15 protein-coding genes are annotated in these 21075 nt (G+C 31.9%); 10 read left to right on the plus strand and 5 right to left on the minus strand.

Translation table 11 applies throughout. From position 1 onward, the window contains the following. Positions 1-10 precede the first annotated feature (10 nt). The 4 genes from ACM55G_RS12975 to ACM55G_RS12990 form a co-directional block, all read right to left on the minus strand. Positions 11-1951, minus strand: a complete 1941-nt coding sequence (locus ACM55G_RS12975; RefSeq protein ID WP_416844363.1) for a KUP/HAK/KT family potassium transporter — start codon at positions 1949-1951, stop codon at positions 11-13. 145 nt (positions 1952-2096) lie between these two features. Next, positions 2097-2783: a response regulator gene (locus ACM55G_RS12980; protein ID WP_416844364.1), complete on the minus strand. Its 687-nt coding sequence runs from the start codon at positions 2781-2783 to the stop codon at positions 2097-2099. Then, positions 2776-3888, minus strand: a complete 1113-nt coding sequence (locus ACM55G_RS12985) for a sensor histidine kinase (RefSeq protein ID WP_416844365.1) — start codon at positions 3886-3888, stop codon at positions 2776-2778. Before ACM55G_RS12985 ends, ACM55G_RS12980 begins: the two co-directional genes overlap by 8 nt. A 170-nt stretch (positions 3889-4058) precedes the next feature. Continuing rightward, the gene (locus tag ACM55G_RS12990) at positions 4059-4805 is read right to left on the minus strand and encodes an NUDIX domain-containing protein (protein WP_416844366.1); all 747 of its coding nucleotides are present in this window, start codon (positions 4803-4805) and stop codon (positions 4059-4061) included. Positions 4806-4963: 158 nt separating this feature from the next. Here ACM55G_RS12990 and ACM55G_RS12995 point away from each other — a divergent pair, with 158 nt between their 5' ends. The 10 genes from ACM55G_RS12995 to ACM55G_RS13040 all read left to right on the plus strand — a co-directional run bounded on the left by ACM55G_RS12995 (position 4964) and on the right by ACM55G_RS13040 (position 19942). Further along, the gene (locus ACM55G_RS12995) at positions 4964-7429 is read left to right on the plus strand and encodes a glycoside hydrolase family 3 N-terminal domain-containing protein (RefSeq protein WP_416844367.1); all 2466 of its coding nucleotides are present in this window, start codon (positions 4964-4966) and stop codon (positions 7427-7429) included. A 254-nt stretch (positions 7430-7683) separates the two neighbouring features. After that, positions 7684-8793 carry an acyltransferase family protein gene (locus ACM55G_RS13000; protein WP_416844368.1) on the plus strand — a complete coding sequence of 370 codons (1110 nt, stop codon included), beginning with the start codon at positions 7684-7686 and terminating at the stop codon, positions 8791-8793. A gap of 182 nt (positions 8794-8975) precedes the next feature. Beyond that, a complete protein-coding gene (gene panB / locus ACM55G_RS13005) occupies positions 8976-9794 on the plus strand; it encodes a 3-methyl-2-oxobutanoate hydroxymethyltransferase (RefSeq protein ID WP_416844369.1) in 819 nt (272 codons plus the stop codon). A 40-nt stretch (positions 9795-9834) separates the two neighbouring features. Beyond that, entirely contained in the window at positions 9835-10530 is a 696-nt protein-coding gene (locus ACM55G_RS13010; protein ID WP_416844370.1) for an RluA family pseudouridine synthase, read from the plus strand. Between the two features lie 76 nt (positions 10531-10606). Next, positions 10607-11935, plus strand: a complete 1329-nt coding sequence (locus tag ACM55G_RS13015) for an aldehyde dehydrogenase (RefSeq protein ID WP_416844371.1) — start codon at positions 10607-10609, stop codon at positions 11933-11935. An 18-nt stretch (positions 11936-11953) separates the two neighbouring features. Then, positions 11954-12322 (plus strand): nitroreductase family protein, encoded by a 369-nt coding sequence (locus tag ACM55G_RS13020; RefSeq protein ID WP_416844372.1) that lies wholly within the window; start codon positions 11954-11956, stop codon positions 12320-12322. A gap of 31 nt (positions 12323-12353) precedes the next feature. Then, positions 12354-13124: a hypothetical protein gene (locus tag ACM55G_RS13025; protein ID WP_416844373.1), complete on the plus strand. Its 771-nt coding sequence runs from the start codon at positions 12354-12356 to the stop codon at positions 13122-13124. Between the two features lie 702 nt (positions 13125-13826). After that, positions 13827-17327, plus strand: a complete 3501-nt coding sequence (locus ACM55G_RS13030) for a PAS domain S-box protein (RefSeq protein WP_416844374.1) — start codon at positions 13827-13829, stop codon at positions 17325-17327. Positions 17328-17415: 88 nt separating this feature from the next. Continuing rightward, positions 17416-18273 (plus strand): KPN_02809 family neutral zinc metallopeptidase, encoded by an 858-nt coding sequence (gene ypfJ, locus ACM55G_RS13035; protein ID WP_416844375.1) that lies wholly within the window; start codon positions 17416-17418, stop codon positions 18271-18273. 379 nt (positions 18274-18652) lie between these two features. Continuing rightward, entirely contained in the window at positions 18653-19942 is a 1290-nt protein-coding gene (locus ACM55G_RS13040) for a DEAD/DEAH box helicase (RefSeq protein ID WP_416844376.1), read from the plus strand. 377 nt (positions 19943-20319) lie between these two features. On the opposite strand, the gene ACM55G_RS13045 is transcribed toward ACM55G_RS13040, so the two are convergent. After that, complete coding sequence (locus tag ACM55G_RS13045; protein ID WP_416844377.1) at positions 20320-20898, minus strand: hypothetical protein; 579 nt, start codon at positions 20896-20898, stop codon at positions 20320-20322. Positions 20899-21075 lie beyond the last annotated feature (177 nt).

A 21075-nucleotide genomic window follows, 5' to 3' on the forward strand; every position in this document is an offset into this window, starting at 1 on the left:
ATACTTTTTTTTAAATCTCTTTTCTTTCCAATTCTAATTTTTGAATAGGTTGATAGACAAAAGGTATCTCTTCAATTTCGACATCGCTTTTATCCAATCCAAATGCTTTAGTGTCTGAAAGTGACCAGTTTTTAAGCATGTAATAGGAATTCAACAATAAAGCATCTTTAACGGCAAACTCATTTTCGACAGAAAGGAATTTTTCTAAAATAATGAATTTAAAATCAGGTTCGGTATTGTATTTTGTAGAACCGTCGGGACGAATATGTAAATTTAATTCTTTATTTTTAACTAAATTCTGTACAATTTTCTTGAAATACAATTCAACCTTAGGCTGGATTCTAAAACCAATATTCAAAACAATTTTGATGACTTTATCGTCTAACAATTCGATTACCTCATAATTTAAAGTAAAAGGATCATTGGTTCTGTTGATATGAAAAAACCAGTAGACATCCGCTCTTTTTGGCTTTTTGGAAAAAATGGATTTTAATATTTTTTCTTCCACTTCATAATTTCTATCCGCCTTAGACAGATAAATCAAATGCGTAGAGTATTTTGGAATACTCATATCATTGCTCAATTCCTGAAGTTGTTGCGTATGCGCAGATAAATTAGTGAACTTTAGAAATTTATTGTTAATTTTTCTGGAGAAAAACCAAGTATACATAGTCATAAAAATGAAAAGCTCAAAAAACAAGAACATCCAACGTTCTTTGATTTTTACAATATTGGCAACAAAAAATGCGATTTCAATAATACCAAAAACTGTAATGATTATGGCTATCAGAATTCTGTTCATTTTTTTTATATAAATTAGATAATAATTTAAAAGGACGGTTGTCATCAACATGGCAATAGTAATCGAAAATCCGTAAGCTGCCTCCATGTTGGAAGAATTTTTAAAATATAAAATCATCAAAATACAGCCTGCCCAAAGAATTGTATTGACAGATGGAATGTAAATTTGGCCTTTCAAATTAGTTGGATTTCGCATAGCAACTCTTGGCCAAAAGTTAAGTGACATCGCTTCATTTATTAACGTATAAGAACCGCTTATTAAAGCCTGTGAAGCAATGATTGCCGCAAAAGTGGCAATGATAACACCTGAAAAAAGAAACCATTGGGGCATGATGGTATAAAAAGGATTTCTTCCTTGAAGAAATGTATTTCCCTGCGTCATAAGCCAAGATGCCTGACCCAAATAATTCACAACTAAAGCGATCTTAACAAAAATCCAAGTAATCCTAATGTTCTTTTTTCCACAATGTCCTAAATCCGAATACAAAGCTTCGGCTCCCGTAGTACATAAAAAAACGGCTCCCAACAACCAGAATCCATGAGGATATTCAACCAGTAATTGATAGGCATACTTTGGGTTTAATGCGGTCAAAATAGCAGGATGATCTAATATTTGGACAAATCCTAAAACAAAAAGCATGGAAAACCATACTACCATAGCCGGCCCAAAAAAGAAACCCACTTTTTGGGTTCCAAATCTTTGAAAAAAGAATAATCCAGATAAAATTATAATCACAATGGGAAGTGTTGGAATACCCGGAACCACATCCCCTAATCCTTCAACAGCAGAGGCTACCGAAATTGGTGGTGTAATAATTCCATCAGCCAAAAGTGTAGTTGCTCCAAGTATTGTAGGAATTATTAACTTGCCTTTACCAAAACGCTTTACTAATGCATAAAGTGAAAAAACACCTCCTTCTCCATGGTTATCTGCTGAAAGTGTCAATAAAATATATTTAAATGTCGTTTGAAATGTTAGTGTCCAAAAGATGCACGATATACCGCCATAAACGAGCAGTTTTGATATTTCTCTTTGTCCAATAATGGCTTTCATAACATATAATGGACTGGTTCCTATGTCACCATAAATAATTCCTAGTGCCACTAAAAGGGATGCCGCACTGACTTTTTGAATAGTTGATTTATTCATTTTAATTTTTAATTTTTAGATTGTAAAACGTATTAATTATTAGGCAATAGATATCTTAATCGTGATGTTTAGAACATACAATTCAATTATTTTTTTGCCTTTTTTGATTATTGCTTAAAGCTGATTCCTGAAAGCATTGTGAATTTTAGCTGGTATTAAAGCGATAACCAACTCCGGATTCTGTAATGATAAATTTAGGTCGGTTGGGGTCTTCTTCTATTTTTTTACGAAGTTGCGCCACAAAAACACGCAGGTATTGTGTTTGATCAGAATAACTGTTACCCCAAACTTCCATGAGTAAATACTGATGTGTGAGTACTCGACCTTCATTTTTCACCAAAATAGAAAGCAAATTATATTCGGTGGTTGTTAATTTTAGAATTTCGCTTTTTAACTTCACAATCCTAGAAGTGAAATCAATCGAAATTTCGCCAAACTCAATTATTGGTTCGTTCTCATTTTGGTGTAAATTTCTTAAAGCAGTACGAATTCTAGCCAATAATTCTTGGGTTCTAAATGGTTTTGCCAAATAATCATTAGCACCGTTATCAAGTGCTTTTACAATTTCTGCTTCGGTATTTTTTACGGTTAAGATTAGAATAGGTTTTTTATACCATTCTCTCAATCTTTTTAAAATGATCTGTCCGTCTTCGTCAGGTAAACCTAAATCCAAGATAATTAAATCCGGCTGGTGGTTTGCTGCAAGAGAAATTCCTTCCTTTCCATTTACAGCGAAAATAGTTTTATACCCATTTGAATCTAAAGCGATTTCGAGTAGTTTTCTAATTTGGCTTTCATCGTCTATGATTAATATTTCGGCTGAGTTATTCATTTGAAATGGCTGCTGTATTCATTACTAATGTGGGGAAATATATTTTAAAAGCAGAACCGCCTTCTTCTTTATTTTTTAAAGTTATTTTACCATTTTGGGCTTCAACAAAACCTTTTACAATAGACAAACCTAAACCGGTTCCACCCGTTTTAGAATTTTGCAGTCTGTAAAACTTATCAAAGACTTTATCTATTTCAGCTTCTGGAAAACCGTTCCCATCATCGGAAATAGTGATAACACAGGGCATAAATTTATCTGGATTATACTCAAAATCGGCATCTGCATGGTATTCTACTTTAATTTCTATTTTAGCTCCTTTCGGCGTATATTGGGAAGCATTAAAAACCAAATTATAAATAATTTGTTCCATCAAACCGTAATCCAATTTGAAAAGCGGTAAATTTTCATCGGCAACAACTGCAATTTTATGAAAATGTAAATCCTCTTTCAAACTATCTAGAACATTATAAACTAATTCTTTTAAATCACACCAATCCATTTTTGGTTGTATAACACCCGATTCTAATCTGGACATATTCAATAAATTCTCCACTTGATGGTTTAGTCGTAAAGATGCTTTTTCGATTTCTGAATATAATTTTTGTTTATTTTCCTCAGAAATAGTCAACGTTTTACTTTGTATCGTATCTATGGAGCCCATAATTGTAGAAATGGGAGTACGTAATTCATGTGATAATGAGTCCAATAAAGAATCGTAAAGCTTCATTGTATTAATCCTGAGTTCTTTTATTTGCAATATTTTTTCGGCTTTTCTAATTCTATAAGTCAAAACGCCATTGATTAGCGCAATTAGAAAGAACAAAAACAATAGTAAAGAATCTTCTGCATTACTAACATGAAATGTGTAATAAGGTTGCAAGAAGAAAAAATTCATGATTAAAGCACTTAAAACGGCACTTAATAAAACAGGGAAAATGTCTAAAAATGTAGCTAATAAAGAAACTACTACTAGCAATAAATAACCCACAATTTTGTGATCCAAGTAATCTCTAGTGAATAAACAAAGCGAAGCAACTATACTTACAGACAATAAACATATCAGGTATTGGTTTTCTCGTTTGATTTGGTTTAAAATACTTCTCACAACTATTTTTATTATTAACACTACAAAGTTAAATGATATGTTGTAAGTATTTTATAATATATCTGAACATGGTATAAAGATTTTATAAAGATTTTTTCACTGATTTCTTAAGAACATTCCAGTAGAGAATATGTTTAATCGTAATCATTCATTTCAACAACTTAAGACTCCTACCAGCCTTCATTTAACCCATTTTTAAGTGCCAATCGGTATTTTTCTAAATCAAATTTATATAAATCCGGTGCTTTGTGCGCTCCTCCTTTTCTGCTTTCTTCTAATTTTTCGAGAATATCATAACGCAGCATCTTTCTATAAAAATTACCGCGATTCAACTTCTTTGCTAAAATAATTTCATACAATTTTTGAAGTTCGGGCATAGTAAATTTTTCAGGCAATAAACTGTAACCAATAGGTTTATGATTTAATTGTCTGCGCAAGGTTTCTAATGCTTTATCAAAAATACTTCTGTGATCCATCATAAAATTTGGTAATTCATCAATTGATTTCCATTCGCACGCATCAGAAAAATCATCAATAATTAAATTTACATGTTGAAAATCGACTAAGGCATAAAACCCAACGGATAGAAACCGCTGTTTGTTCCATAGCGTATCAGGAAAATTATCAAAAATTCCATCAGATCGATTTAAATCACTAAAAACTTTAAATTCTTGCAAATAAATATTTTCCGCCCCTGTCCTACTAAATAAAATTCTATTAGCCGCTTCTTCAAGATTTTCTGTTTTTAAAACATACCCTCCGGGAAGAGCCCAAAGATCTGTCTCTTTTAGTCTCGTTACCAATACTTTTAAAATAGTATCATGAAATCCAAAAACGACACAATCCACGGATAAATTAGGAATGTATATATCCCAAGATTCGTTTGATTTTTCTTCTATTATTTTATTAAATTCCATTATTTTATATTGATTTCAAAAATACGAAATTGATTATAATTTCTACTTTAAAAACTGATAATCAAAAAATAAACTATCTTTTTTTGTAAATATTAAAAAAAATAATTAATATTGCTTCATAATGAAGCAATAAAAAAACTATTTACTAAAAAAACCAAATGAAGAACAATTCAATTTCAAAAATCGCAAAGACTTCGCTTCTTTCAGCGCTTGTCATTTCTGGAATTTCTTGGGCAAAAAACCCAGAAATAAAAGAGACTACACCCAACCCAATAATAACTGTTAATGGATTTACCTTTTCTGATTTAAATAAAAATGGAAGGTTAGATAAATACGAAGATTACCGTCTTTCAACTCAAGACCGAATTCAAGATTTGATCAATCAGTTGACTGATGAAGAAAAAGCAAGTATGCTTATTGGAATTGGAATGCCCGGTTTTGACTGGGCTAAAATGCAGTTTACCACTGGTAAAGACACTGCAAAAGTTCCCGGTTCTGCAGGAGGAACAACAGCGATTTCTCGTTTAGGAATTCCTTCTGTAATTGTATCTGATGGTCCTGCTGGTTTGCGTATTAAATCCATTAGAGAGGAGGATCCGAATACCTATTATGCTACCGCATTCCCTGTGGGAACAGCATTAGCTTCTACTTGGAATGTAGCTCTTATCAATACTGTTGGTAAAGCAATGGGTAATGAGGTAAAAGAATATGGAGTAGATGTTTTATTAGGTCCAGGAATGAATATTCACAGAAACCCGTTATGTGGTAGAAATTTTGAATACTATTCTGAAGACCCATTAATAGCAGGAAAAATTGCAGCTGCAATGGTAAATGGAGTACAATCTAATGGTGTCGGAACTTCAATAAAACACTTTGCTGCAAATAATCAAGAAAGAAACAGAATGGGTGTTAATGCCCATGTTAGCCAAAGAGCGTTACGCGAAATATACCTACGAGGATTTGAAATTACTGTTAAAGAATCACAACCATGGACGGTAATGTCTTCTTATAACTTATTGAATGGTACTTACACATCAGCACGTAAAGACTTATTAACTACCGTACTTCGTGACGAATGGGGTTTTAAAGGATTAGTAATGACTGACTGGTTTGGGGGTTATAATGGATTTGGAGCTATTATGAACAAAGACGTTGTTAGTGATGTTACTCAACAACTTAAAGCAGGAAATGACTTATTGATGCCGGGTTTACCTGCACAACAGAATGCAATTATTAAAGATATAAAAAACGGAAAATTATCTAAAGAAGAAATCAATATTAATTTAAGAAGAGTGCTTGAATTAGTAATGAGATCTCCAGCAATGAGCAATTACAAATATTCTAACAAACCAAACTTAAAAGAAAATGCAGAAGTTACAAGACAAGCTGCTGCAGAAGGGGTTGTTTTATTAAAAAACAGTAACAATGTATTGCCTTTTACTTCAAAATCAGCTCCTTTAGCCGTTTTTGGTGTAACCTCTTATGACTTTATCTCTGGCGGAACTGGTAGTGGTGATGTTAACGAAGCCTATTCCGTTTCCTTAATCGATGGTTTAACAAACTCTGGGTTTACTATTGACAAAGAATTAGAAGGATTATACAAACCTTTTATGGCTACTCAAAAAGAGATTGAAACAAAAAGACGTGAAAAAGAAGGTTTATTGGCAACTCCAAAAAGACTTCCTGAATTAGAATTAAATTCAGAAATTGTTAAAAATAAAGCGAACACTTCTGAATTGGCATTAATTACAATTGGAAGAAATGCTGGTGAAGGTGATGACCGTAAAGTAGATGAAGATTTTAATTTAGCTCAAGATGAAATCAACTTAATCAATACGGTTTCAGCAGCTTTTCATGCTCAAGGCAAAAAAGTGGTGGTAGTTTTAAATATTGGTGGTGTAATCGAAACGGCAAGCTGGAAAGATAAAGTAGATGCTATCCTTTTACCTTGGCAACCGGGTCAAGAAGGTGGAAATTCTGTTGCGGATGTTTTCTTTGGAAAAGTAACTCCTTCTGGAAAATTAACAATGACTTTCCCAGTAAAATATGAAGATACACCGTCCGCTAAAAACTGGATTGGAACACCTGCTGAAAATCCTACAAGTGTAACTTATGAAGAGGGAATTTATGTTGGATACCGTTATTTCAATACATTCCATGTAAAACCATCTTACGAATTTGGTTACGGATTATCTTATACCACATTTGATGTATCTAATTTAAAATTGAGTTCAAGTGCATTTTCAGACAAAATGAATGTTACCGTAACTGTAAAAAATACTGGTAAAATAGCAGGTAAAGAAGTAGTACAATTATATCTTTCTGCTCCTGCAAAAACAATTGACAAACCAACAGAAGAACTTAAAGCTTTTGGTAAAACTAATTTATTACAACCTGGAGAAAGTCAAACGATTGTATTGACACTAAATTCAAAAGATCTGGCTTCATTTATTCCTAACAAAAATGCTTGGATTGCCGAAGCAGGTTCTTATAAAGTGGCAATTGGAACCTCATCATTAAATATTAAGCAAACAGCAAATTTTACGTTAGCAAAAGAAAAAATTGTTGAAAAAACAAATTCAGCGTTTACTGCAGATGCAAAATTTACAGACTTGAAACACTAATTTATACATTTCAATTATTAAATTATTGATTCAGCTTCTGCAAAGAAGTAGTAATTAAAAGCCTGACAGCAATGTTGGGCTTTTAAAATAAAAATTAAGTGCTGTTTAAGTTTTTGCATCTTATGCTAACTTGAAAGAAGTTCGATAAATTTATTTACCCTTTAACCATCAAGGAGAAAAAATGCTTTTTTTAAGAAGAGAAATATATACTTTTGAAACCCAATACTAACTTACGACTAAACACAAGATAAAACATGAATATAAGCACTTTAAAATCAAAACCCCATTATCCTATTTTAGATGGTTTGCGTGGCGTAGCCGCATTGATGGTGGTTGCTTTTCATATTTTTGAGGCACATGCTACTAGCCATCTGGACCAAATAATCAACCACGGGTATCTTGCGGTTGATTTTTTCTTTTTATTATCTGGTTTTGTTATTGGCTATGCTTATGATGATCGATGGGATACTATGTCAATTGGAAATTTTTTCAAACGCCGATTGATTCGGCTTCAGCCTATGGTGATTATAGGAATGATTATCGGAGCTTTGTTATTCTATTTTCAAGATTCGGTATTGTGGCCTACTATTCATGAAGTACCTGTATGGAAAATGCTATTGGTAATGTTCATTGGATTTACGCTGATTCCTGTCCCAACGTCTTTGGATATTCGTGGCTGGACAGAATTGCATCCGCTAAATGGCCCTGGCTGGTCTTTGTTCTATGAATATATTGCTAACATTCTCTATGCCCTTATTGTCAGAAAATTTTCAAAAACAGCGCTTTCGATATTCGTATTTCTTGCTGGATGTGCACTAATTCATCTTGCAGTTACAAGTCCAAATGGCGATATTATTGGGGGATGGTCGCTAGAACCGGAACAAATACATATTGGTTTTGCTCGGATGATGTATCCTTTTTTTGCAGGATTATTGCTTTTCCGTATGGGAAAATTGATTCAAGTAAAAAACGCTTTTTTTTGGTGTAGTTTGCTAGTTATAGCAGCATTAGCTATGCCAAGGATTGGTGGAAGCGAGCATGTATGGTTGAATGGTATTTATGATACAGCAGTTGTAATTTTATTTTTTCCTCTGGTTATTTTCTTGGCGGCAAGCGGAGCCATTAAAAGTAAATTTTCTTCACGGGTATGCAAATTTTTTGGTGATATTTCTTATCCGATATACATTACTCACTATCCAATAATATACATATATACAGGATGGGTAGCAGATAATAAAATCCCATTTAGTGAAGCATTTCCGGTGAGTATATTAATTTTATTATCGTGTGTTGTACTTGCTTACATTTGCTTGAAATTATATGACGTACCTGTAAGACAATGGATAAATAAAAAAACAGCTTAGATCAAGTTGGAAATGATTTTTTAGCAAAAACAATAAATAAAAAAAATTACTTACATAACTTTAAATATTTTCTATTTAACAATAATTAAAAAATGGATTTGAATTATTTCAAGTCCATTTTTTTGTTTTAAAACTAATCGATTTTACTACTTTTACAAACTAAATCTGAAATATAATATCAAATGTCTGTAGCAAAAAAAGATTACAAAAGAATTACAACAAAGTCATTAATTGAAATGAAAGCCAATGGAGAGAAAATTTCCATGCTGACTGCTTATGATTATACGATGGCTAAAATTGTTGATACTGCTGGAATCGATGTAATCCTTGTTGGTGATTCGGCTTCGAATGTAATGGCTGGACACGAAACGACTTTACCTATTACTTTGGATCAAATGATATACCACGCTTCCTCCGTAGTTAGAGCCATAGAAAGAGCTTTGGTTGTGGTTGATTTACCTTTTGGAAGTTACCAATCTGACCCAAAAGAAGCATTACGCTCTGCCATCAGAATCATGAAGGAAAGTGGTGGACATGCCGTAAAACTGGAAGGTGGAAAAGAAATTAAAGATTCTATCAAGAAAATATTAAACGCAGGGATTCCAGTGATGGGACATTTGGGTTTAACCCCACAATCGATCTATAAATTTGGAACCTATACTGTTCGTGCCAAAGAAGAAGAAGAAGCTGAAAAACTAATGGAAGATGCTCAATTATTGGAGAAACTAGGTTGTTTTGCCTTGGTTCTTGAAAAAATTCCGGCCCATTTAGCTGAAAAAGTTGCACAGAGCGTTTCGATTCCAGTCATTGGTATTGGTGCCGGTGGTGGTGTTGATGGTCAAGTATTGGTCATTCACGATATGTTAGGAATGAACAATGAATTTAGTCCGCGTTTCTTAAGAAGATATATGAATTTATATGAAGGAATGACAACTGCAATCAGTCAATATGTCGCAGATGTGAAATCTAGTGATTTTCCTAATACTAATGAGCAATATTAGTATTCATCCACAGTATTAGTTTTAAAAAAAAAGCCTAAAAGTGTCTAACAAAATCATTTCAAACAAAAATAACTTACAAATTCTGCACGAAGACAACCACCTTATTGTGATCAATAAACGTGTTGGTGATATTGTGCAAGGCGATAAAACCGGGGATAAGCCATTAAGTGAGGTTGTCAAAGAATACATAAAAGACAAATACAATAAACCCGGGGAAGTATTCCTGGGCGTTGTACATCGTTTAGACAGGCCTACAACTGGAATTGTCGTTTTTGCCAGAACAAGTAAGGCCTTAACCCGTATGAATGAACTGTTTAGCAATCGAGAAACTCAAAAAACATATTGGGCAATCGTAAAAAATAAACCTTCAAAAGAGGAAGATAATCTTGTTCATTATATAAAAAGAAACGAAAAAAACAACACTTCAAAAGCACATATAAAAGAAGTCCCAGAAAGCAAATTAGCCAGTTTGGATTATAAAATATTCAAAGAACTCAATAACTATTTTGCATTAGAAATCAATCTTCACACGGGAAGACATCACCAAATCAGAGCGCAACTTTCTGCTGAAGGTTCGCCTATAAAAGGGGATTTAAAATATGGTTTTGACCGCAGTAACCCTGATGGTGGCATTCATTTACATGCTCGAAAATTAACATTCATACATCCTGTTACAAAAGAAGCCTTAACCCTAACTGCTCCTACTCCATCAGACTCTATCTGGGATGCGTTATGATTTTTTTAAAAGAATAATTCATTATGTAAATTATAAAAATTAACTTGCATAGCACTAACTAAATTGTGCGTGCCTAATGAATTATAAAACGACTATAGGATTTAGAAAAGAAACTTTAACAAAGTTACTGGATGTAATCATTACTCATGAAAATGAAATTATTCAGGCTTTATACGATGATTTCAGAAAACCGGCTTTTGAAGCGGTACTCACAGAAACCAATTATGTTATTTCTGAATTAAAAGACACTATAAAGAATTTATATAAATGGGCTAAACCAAAAAAAGTATTCCCTTCCATTCTCAATTTTCCTTCCACTGATTATATTTACAAAGAACCTTACGGCAAAGTATTAATTATAGCACCATGGAATTATCCGTTTCAACTGGCTCTTAGTCCTTTAATTTCAGCTGTCGCGGCGGGAAACCAAGTAGTTCTTAAACCTTCTGAACTCACTCCAAAAACATCCGAAATTATTGGAAAAATTATTGGAAAAACATTCCAAATCAGTCATGTAGAAGTTGTTGAAGGCGGAGTTGAAGTCACTCATAATCTACTTACTCAACGCTGGGATTATATCTTTTTTACAGGAAGCGTTCCGGTAGGCAAAATTGTTGCAAAAGCAGCAGCCGAAAACTTAACTCCCGTAACCTTGGAACTTGGCGGAAAAAACCCTTGTATTATTGATGAAACTGCCAATTTAAAACTCGCCGCTAAAAGAATCGTTTGGGGAAAATTTATTAACGCTGGTCAAACTTGTATCGCACCCGATTATATTTTGATTCAAAAAAACATGAAAAATCATTTCATGGGATTCATGAAAGAAGAAATCACCAAAGCATACGGGGAAGATCCTAAACTATCCCCCGATTATGCACGGATCATAAATCAAAAAAACTGGCTTCGGTTGGTCAATATGATTGAGAGCGACAAAGTAGTTTTTGGAGGTCAAACTGAAATTGAAAATTGTTACATCTCCCCTACTCTTATAGATGAATCGAGTGTTGATAGCATGATTATGAAAGAGGAGATTTTTGGTCCCTTGCTTCCTATTCTTTCCTATGAAAATGAGACAGAAATAAAAGTTATAATCTCTAAATACGAGAAACCATTGGCTTTATACATTTTTACGGAAAATTATTCGTTTGCACAAAAAATCATTCACAAATATTCTTTCGGAGGTGGCTGTATTAATGATACAGTAATCCATTTTTCTAATAAAAGGTTACCTTTTGGAGGTGTTGGCCATAGCGGAATAGGCGCGTATCATGGCAAATGGAGTTTTGATACTTTTTCACATAAAAAAGGAATCGTAAAAAAAGCAAATTGGTTGGATTTATCGATGCGTTATGCGCCTTACCATGATAAATTAAAAACAATTAAAAAATTATTAAAATGGTTGTAACCAAAAAACAATCGGTAAATGAAGCCATTTAATACCGACTGTAAGTTCGGTTTTTTAAAAACAAGTCCATTTATACAAAATCCAGGAAAAAAATTATTGGATTATTCAAATCTACCTATTTACAGAGAAACAAGACAAAGTGATATGCGCATTGTTGCACATAAAAGAGCTGGACTTACAGCTCAAAATTTTACGATTAGCGTACTTGCAATAAACTATGTCACTTGTCCAATGCAAGATTTTGATTCGCTAAGAATAAAAAAAATATTACATTTACCTGCTTCATCCGAAATAACTATGATTATTGGATGTCGTCTTCCAAAGGAACAAGGCGTTTATGGAGATCGTTTTAGAATTCCATTTGAAGAAGTCTATTTTAAACTATAAATACAATCAATTCGCCTAATACATAAATTAAATGATGAAAACTACCAAAGAAAAGATAGAAGAAATTAAAATCAATGGATACCAATTAGATTTTGGAAATGTATTCAATCATGCATTTGAAAACTATAAAAAAATCGCAATATATGCCGGTTTAATCATTTTTGTTTTCTCGGTTCTGATAGCAATTCTTATATTTGGAGCAGTAATTTTTACTTTTGGAGTTTCCATTTTAAATGAAAAATCATTAGAAAATTTAAAAAACGAAAATTTTTCAGGTGTTTTCATGTTGGTTTATGTAGCTGGAGCAATTGTATTATCTTGCCTTTTGAGTCCTTTCCCTGCCGGTTTAATTAAAATGGCACATTGTGGCGAAAAAGACGAGGAATTTCATGTTTCTACAATTTTAGAATATTACAAAGCTCCTTATTTTAAGGAACTGCTAATATCTACAATCATAATTTCAATATTAAGTTCCGGCATATCATCATTGCTTGATTATTCCGGAATTAAAATAGTTGGATCTTTAATTGCAATGACAATTTCTTTTTTAACTTTTCTAACAATTCCCCTTATAATTTTTGGTAATTTAAAAGCTATTGAGGCTATAAAATCTAGCGCCATAATTATATCAAAACAACCCTTCGTACTTTTGGGATTAATCATTGTATCCGCAATAGCTTCAATGGTTGGATTTATAGGATGTTGCATTGGAATATTTTTCACAATTCCTTTTATGTATTCCATGTACTATGCCATCTATGTTGCCATTATAGGAATAGATTCAGAAAACGAGTTTGAATAAATCTTTTTAGATATTAACCGTCTTAAAAAACAGAATTAAAAACTTTATTTGTGTTTTTTTGAAAAAAGCCATATATTTCAAAAATATAAAGATAGATCCCCAAGTCAATCTTTCAAACCTAAGCAAATTTATCCTATGGTATCATACTGTAGTTCTTTACTATACTTTAAACTTAACTTTATTTTTTTTAGTTTGTTTAATGATTTTATAATGGTCAATCATTTTTTATTAATTAAAAAACTGATTGATAACGGCTTGAAATTTTGGTTATTATTTACTATTTTACTCTTATTTCTTTTTTTGACAATCTATAATTTTTTAAAAATTAAAGGTTTTTTAAACAGTACCTTCATAGAAAAAAATGACTACAGTGATTCAAAAAATAAAGAATATCAAACCTATCTTTTATTTTTAGGCCTTATACTACCCATCATCGAAATTAATTTTGAACTTTTTGATATAAGACCAAAAAGTCTCTTAATCACTAACGGTCTTATTGGTTTTTCTTTATCGATTATCTATTTTATTAGTACAAAATCTATTTATGTTTTAAAAAATATTAAACATTTATTCATTGTAGTTTTTATTTTATATTTTGGTTTAATCTGTAGGAATTTAATTTTTACCCCTTCTGACATTATTCCTATTATAGCATTTATAGTCAATTTTTTCTTTTCTTATAGTGTTCTAAAACCTTTAAAATTGTATTGGTTTTTTGTTCTGTCTGTAATTCTTTATTTGATTACAGTTACAACTTTAGAATTAATTCCATTTAAAACAAGTATCTTATTATTAAATTATTCCCTTATAATATTCATTATAAACTACATTCGATATATATCATCATTAAAAATCAAGGACAAATTTCGTTTTAATGATCAAATTATAAATAAGGGAAATTCTCTTATTATTGCTACAAATAGAAAGGGAGAGGTTTCCTTTTGTAGTGAAACTATTACTTCAATTTTAGGATACTCTATAAATGAAGTTTTGGGATTAGGATATTGGGAACTTACTGAAGATACCGATTTTTTTGGCGAAGCATCCCAAACTGATTTCAATGAAGAAGCAATGTTTATAAGGAAACTTAAATGCAAAAATGGAGAATACAAATACATTCAGTGGAAAAATAAAAAATTTTCAGACGATTTAATCATCGGAATTGGTCAAGATATAACTAATGAAATTCAGATTCAAAATCAATATAAAAACTTAATTCAAACAGCTACTGACATTATTTTTGAAGTAGATGATGATGGTAATTTTACATTTGTCAATGATTTTACCATTAAAATTTTAGGCTATCAAGTGGAAGATATCCTTACGAGAAATTATTCAGAATTTATACGGGAAGATTATATTGCTGAAATGATGCTTTTTTATCAAAATCTAGAAGAAAATGAATTTGATTTTCCAACTATCGAAATTCCATTATTAAAAAAAAATGGTCAAATAGTTTGGATTTCTCAAAAAGTAATTATTCGCAGAAATGACTTAAACATAATAATTGGCTACTCCGGTATAGCCAGAGATATAACTATTTTAAAAAATATCGAAGCTGAAAATAGAATACGCCAAGAAAAAAATGAAGAATACAACAAAATCATTAAAAAATTATCTACAACTAATTTTAGCCATTTCGAAAATTTTGAAATTAGCATAAAGTTAATATTAGAAGCTGCTGCAAAAAGTTCTAAGTGTAATCGGGTCAGTTTTTGGAAATATACAGTAGATACCATTTATTGCGAAAATTTATACTTACTAGATACCAATACATTCGGAGAAGGAATTATTTTAAAGAAGAAAAAATTTCCAATTTATTTTGAATCTATAAAAAACAAAAAACAAATTGTTGCCCCAGATGTTTTTAATAAATGGGAAATATCAGAATTCATCGAAAACTATTTTTTAAAAAATGACATTAGATCAATTCTAGATATTCCTATTTTTACAAATGGTGAATTAATTGGAACAATATGCTTTGAAACTACTGGAATTATTAGAAATTGGGATAATGAAGATGTCAATTTTGCACGAACAATTTCAGACATTATATCATTGGCAATTGCATCTCAAATGCGACATGAAGTAGATAAAAAATTAGAATATAAAAGCGAGCTATTATCCGCTATGGCGCTTTGCACCGAGAAATTCTTAAATAGTAAAGATATCAAAGCTATTTTTTCGGATGTTCTTATAATAATGGGAAAAGCAACAAAATCACAGCGGGCGTATTATTACGAAAATGATGAGAATTCATTGATAAGCCAAAAATACCGATGGATAATTAATAACAATAAATTAACTAAAAACAACAAAGAACTTCAAAATTTACCTCATGAGTTTTTTGAGGAATTGCTATATCCGCTTTTAAATAATCAAATTTTTAAATCTACAGTTTCCAAAATTGAAAATGAATCCTTAAGACATAAATTATCTCAAGTAGATGTATCTTCAGTAATCCTTTTTCCAATTTTTGTAAAAAACAAATTTCATGGATTTTTAGGATTTGATGATACTCACAATGAAAGAATTTGGAATGAGGATGAAATCAATATTTTACAAACATTAGCAAGAAACATTGCTGCCTCTATAGAACGAATTACAAATGAAGCCGTAATATATGAAAGTGAAGAAAAATTTAGATTATTAGCTAATAATATTCCTGGTACTGTTTATTTATCAAAATATGATGAAAATGCCACTAAAATTTATATCAATGATGAAATTGAAAAACTAACTGGATATCTAAAATCAGATTTTCTTACTAATCGACTGTCATTTATAGACTTAATTCACACAGAGGATAAGGAACAGACTTTGCAAAGCCAGCAAAATGCGATTAAAAGCGGAATACCAATCCATTCCATTTATAGAATTCTTCATAAAAATAAAGAAATTATATGGGTAGAAGAATTTGGAGATGTTATCTATAAAGAGGGGAAAATCGCATTTACAGAAGGTATTTTTATTGATATCACAGAAAGAAAACGAGCTGAAACCTTTATTAAAGCAAAAGAATTGGCTGAAGCCTCCAACAAAGCAAAATCAGAATTTCTAGCTAATATGAGTCATGAAATCAGAACTCCTTTAAATGGAATTATTGGTTTTACTGATTTATTGATGAAAACCAATCTTGGAAGCACCCAAGAAAAATATATGATAACCGTAAACCAATCGGCACATTCATTATTAGATATCATAAATGACATTCTTGATTTCTCAAAAATCGAAGCTGGCAAATTAGACTTATATATTGAAAAATATGATGTTAAAGAAATATTGAGTCAAATAATTGATTTGATATTATATGAATCCAATCAAAAAAAATTGGGCTTAGAATTGAATATAGCCAGAGATGTCCCTAAATATTTTTGGATAGATAGTGTTCGTTTAAAGCAAATCTTGATTAATCTTTTAGCAAATGCAGTAAAATTTACTGAAAAAGGGGCTATAAAATTAGATGTATATGTTACTGAAAAAACGGATAATTCCAGAGCCAAAATTCGCTTTGCAGTTACAGATACCGGAATGGGAATATTAGAAGAAAATAAAAAGAAAATTTTCAAAGCTTTTTCTCAGGAAGACAGCTCTACAACTAGAAAATTTGGAGGTACAGGCTTAGGCTTAACGATTTCGAATCAGCTATTAGGATTAATGAATAGCCATTTACAACTGGATAGTACTATTAATGTAGGTAGTACCTTTTATTTTGATTTAGATTTAGAGATTACTGATAAAACATCCGGGAACACGGCCCAAATTAACTCTCCTACTAATAAAGAGGAGGACATAATTGTACCAACCAAAAACTCAAAAAAAATAAAAATAATGATTGTTGAGGACAATAAAATTAACATGTTATTACTTAAAACAATACTTAAAAATTTATATCCAAATGCCACAATTTCTGAAATTTTTAACGGGAAAGATGCAGTTGATCAATTTGAAATCCTAAACCCAGATCTTATTTTCATGGACATCCAAATGCCAATAATGAATGGATATGAAGCCACAAAAGAAATCCGTAATTTAAAATCCGGTCAAAGTATTCCTATTATTGCAATTACTGCAGGTACCGAAAAAGAAGAAAAAGACAAATGTATTGAAGCAGGAATGAATGATTATATATCAAAACCTATTATAAAAGGCATTATTGAAGAAACACTTTCTAAATGGACAACCCTAATTTATAAGGATTAATAATACTGGAAAACAATACTGCTTTAAAAAAAATAATTTAATTTAGTACTACTATTGAAAAACAAAAATTAATTTAATATTTTAAATTATGAAATGGATAGGCAGAAGACAAAGTGACAATGTTGAGGACCGTAGAACATTATCCGGTGGAAAAATAGCAGTTGGTGGTGGAATAATAGGAATTATAATTTTATTACTGAATGTTTTTGGAGGTGAAAATGCACAGCTGTTAACTCCTGTTTTGGAGCAAATGCAAGGCAATCAATCCACACAAACAGAATCTGGCATTCCTTTAACGAAAGAAGAGGAAGAAATAGGCGATTTTGTTAGAGTGAATTTAGCCGACAATGAAGACATATGGAGTAAAATTTTCATTGAAAATGGTAAGGAATATATAAATCCAAAATTAGTTCTGTTCAAAGGAGCGGTAGAAACTGCTTGCGGAGGTGCTTCATCTGCATCTGGCCCATTTTATTGCCCTAGCGATCAAAAAGTATATATGGATTTAGATTTTTTTGAACAATTAAAATCAAAATTTGGTGCAGAAGGCGGCGATTTTGCTATCTCCTACGTAATTGCACATGAAATAGGGCATCATGTACAAAATTTATTAGGGACTTCAGATAAAATGAGACAAGCTCAAGAAGGAAAAAGTGAAGCCCAAGCCAATAAATTATCGGTAGCGCTAGAATTACAAGCTGATTTTTATGCGGGTGTATTGGCACATTATCAAAAAGGAAATAATGTTCTGGATGACGGTGATATTGAAGAAGCCCTTAGTGCTGCTAATGCTGTAGGCGATGATGCGATTCAATCAAAAATGCAAGGACAAATTGTTCCTGATTCCTTTACTCATGGAACCTCTGAACAAAGAATGTATTGGTTTAAAAAAGGATACCAAACTGGTGATATAAAACAAGGAGATACTTTTGATGACATGCATTAAATCTTATGACATAAAAAATCGGGCTTTGTACCGGATTTTTTTGTGTAAACTTGAAAATTTAAGTACTATTCTCTAAAATTAAAATCACCCCTACTAGAATCAGCAATGGTTCTAGCCTCATTCAAAATTCTATCATAAGCAGATTTTAGAACTTAGCTATTTCATTCAGTATAAAGGAATAATAATATTAGCTACCCTTATTTAATTTACTATAATTATTAACATCGCGACTATTGTTTGTAACGGATTAAAACGAACTACTAATCTTTTATTTAAACAAAGTCAAGCAATAAAAAGTACATCGAAAAAATTAGCAGTACCTTTGCGCCCAATTAAAAAAGTAACCTAACTAATAGTGTTTACTTTATAAACACTATTTATGTCATTTAACTCATTAGGCTTATCTGATGCTTTATTAAAAGCCATCAGCAAAAAAGGATACACAACACCTTCTCCAATACAACAAAAAGCAATCCCGCCAATCCTGGAAGGTAAAGATGTATTGGCATCCGCACAAACAGGAACAGGAAAAACAGCCGGTTTCACGCTACCTATATTGCAAATATTATCGCAGGGAAAACACTTAAGCCACAGACCTATTCGTGCTTTGATATTAACCCCAACACGAGAATTGGCAGCTCAAATATTAGCCAATATAAAAGAATACAGTGAATTTTTAGATTTGCGCAGCGCCGTAATTTTTGGTGGCGTAAACCAAAATCCACAAGTTGCTCAATTGCGTCAAGGTCTTGATATTTTGGTAGCAACTCCCGGTCGATTAATCGATTTGCAAAATCAAGGTTTAGTATCGCTTGCCAAAGTTGAAATTTTGGTTTTGGATGAAGCGGACCGCATGTTGGATATGGGATTTTTACGTGATATTGAACGTATCATGAAAGTATTACCTTCAAAAAGACAAAACTTGCTATTTTCGGCAACCTTTTCAAAAGACATTAAGAAATTGGCAATGGGTATTTTGCACCATCCGGTCCAGGTGGAAGCGACACCAGAAAATACAACGGTAGATGCTATCATTCAAAAAGTATATCCTGTTGCCAAAGAGAAAAAAACAGAACTGATTATTAAATTGATTACAGAAGGCAACTGGAAACAGATTTTGGTATTTACGCGTACCAAACAAGGTGCCAATAAGCTAACAGAAAGCATGATTAGTGCTGGCATTAAAGCAGCAGCTATTCACGGAAATAAAGGTCAAGGCGCCCGAACTAAAGCCTTAGCCGGTTTTAAAGACGGAAGCCTAACCGCTTTGGTCGCTACAGATATTGCCGCTCGAGGTTTGGACATTCCATTATTACCGCATGTTATTAATTTTGAATTGCCTAATATTCCTGAAGATTACGTGCACCGAATAGGTAGAACCGGAAGAGCTGGCGCAAGTGGAGAAGCCATTTCGTTGTTTAGTCCAGACGAAACTGTTTTTTTACGTGATATAGAGAAATTGGTTGGCTTGAAATTACCCAAAGAAAACATTAAAGGTTTTGAGCCAGATCCTAATGCGTCAACGGAGCCAATTAAGCAAGGGCAAGGAAGACAACAACGGAATTCGACTCCTAAGAAACCAAAAACAGATACTCCAAACCGCAGCAGCAACAATAGTTTTGGTCCAAGACGTCCGAGTCAAAATAACGACAGACGTTCAAATAGGTAACCACTAAGAAAATACGTTTTCTTCTTTTAGGAGCAGAACGATTTCGTTTTTTGAGGAAGTAACCTCCCGCTATCCAATACAACCTTGTGAGGGCTAAACGCCAGCCCTCACAAGGTTTTTCGTTTCTATCGGGGCTATAATTCACGATTTTTATCTAAAGACCATTGTATTCAAATCTTTGAAAAAACAAAGTTGCTTTCGTTTATGGGCATAGTTTGCAAAACAGCGCTATCCAACTCGATGTGTTTAGTTCAAATCAGAGCAATCGAGTTTTCAATAACTCCTTTGAAGCATTATCCAATGCACAATATTCCCGAATATGCTTGGTGTTCATTTGAGCATTGTAATATTTATTATTTAATTTTAAAATGAATATCTTATTCACCTAAAACCTTTCGAAATTCAATTTCAATTTCGTTCTTAATTGGTATTACTATTTCATTCAATTTACTATAAACCTCCATACCAGCTTGTCCTTTTTTCATTGCATTTTCTGACGCAATAATATTTGCTTGCATAACAAAATTATCAATTAAACTTGCAATATTAGCACTAAGATAAATTTTATTTATTGCAAAATATTCATAAAAGCTAAATATTACTAATCTATAATTGTTTAATAGTTTTTTTTCATTCTCTTCAAATGAAACATTCGTTTCATTTTTCACAGGAGTGATACTATTATGTAACGCAACTATTATATCATTGATATACTTATATATCTCAGCTAATACTTCAAATCTCTTTTCATGTAACTTTGCAAACTTGATACTTTCTTGAGATTTCAGTATTTCAATTTCAGATTGAAAATCAGAAAGCTTTTTAGCATTTCTAAATTTAACTTTTTCAAGTTTTTTATCGTACTTAAGTTTTGCAATGGCTGTAACACCAATAGAAATTAATGCAGGTAGACCAATAAATTTGAAGATTTCACCAAGATAGTTAGTATAAGACATTGAAAGATGTTTAAGATTAAAGAAAATTATTTATACGCAAAAAATTGATTTTTTTGTTAAGGTAAACAATTAAGATATTACTTATGAGCCTTCATATTTATCCCGCTCCTTCGCCCACCCCCGCTAGCGCTAGCGTCCCGCTCGTGAACACTAACAAAAGTAAATCACTATAAATTT

The organism is Flavobacterium algoriphilum (genome assembly GCF_048158655.1).
Classification (GTDB): domain Bacteria; phylum Bacteroidota; class Bacteroidia; order Flavobacteriales; family Flavobacteriaceae; genus Flavobacterium; species Flavobacterium algoriphilum.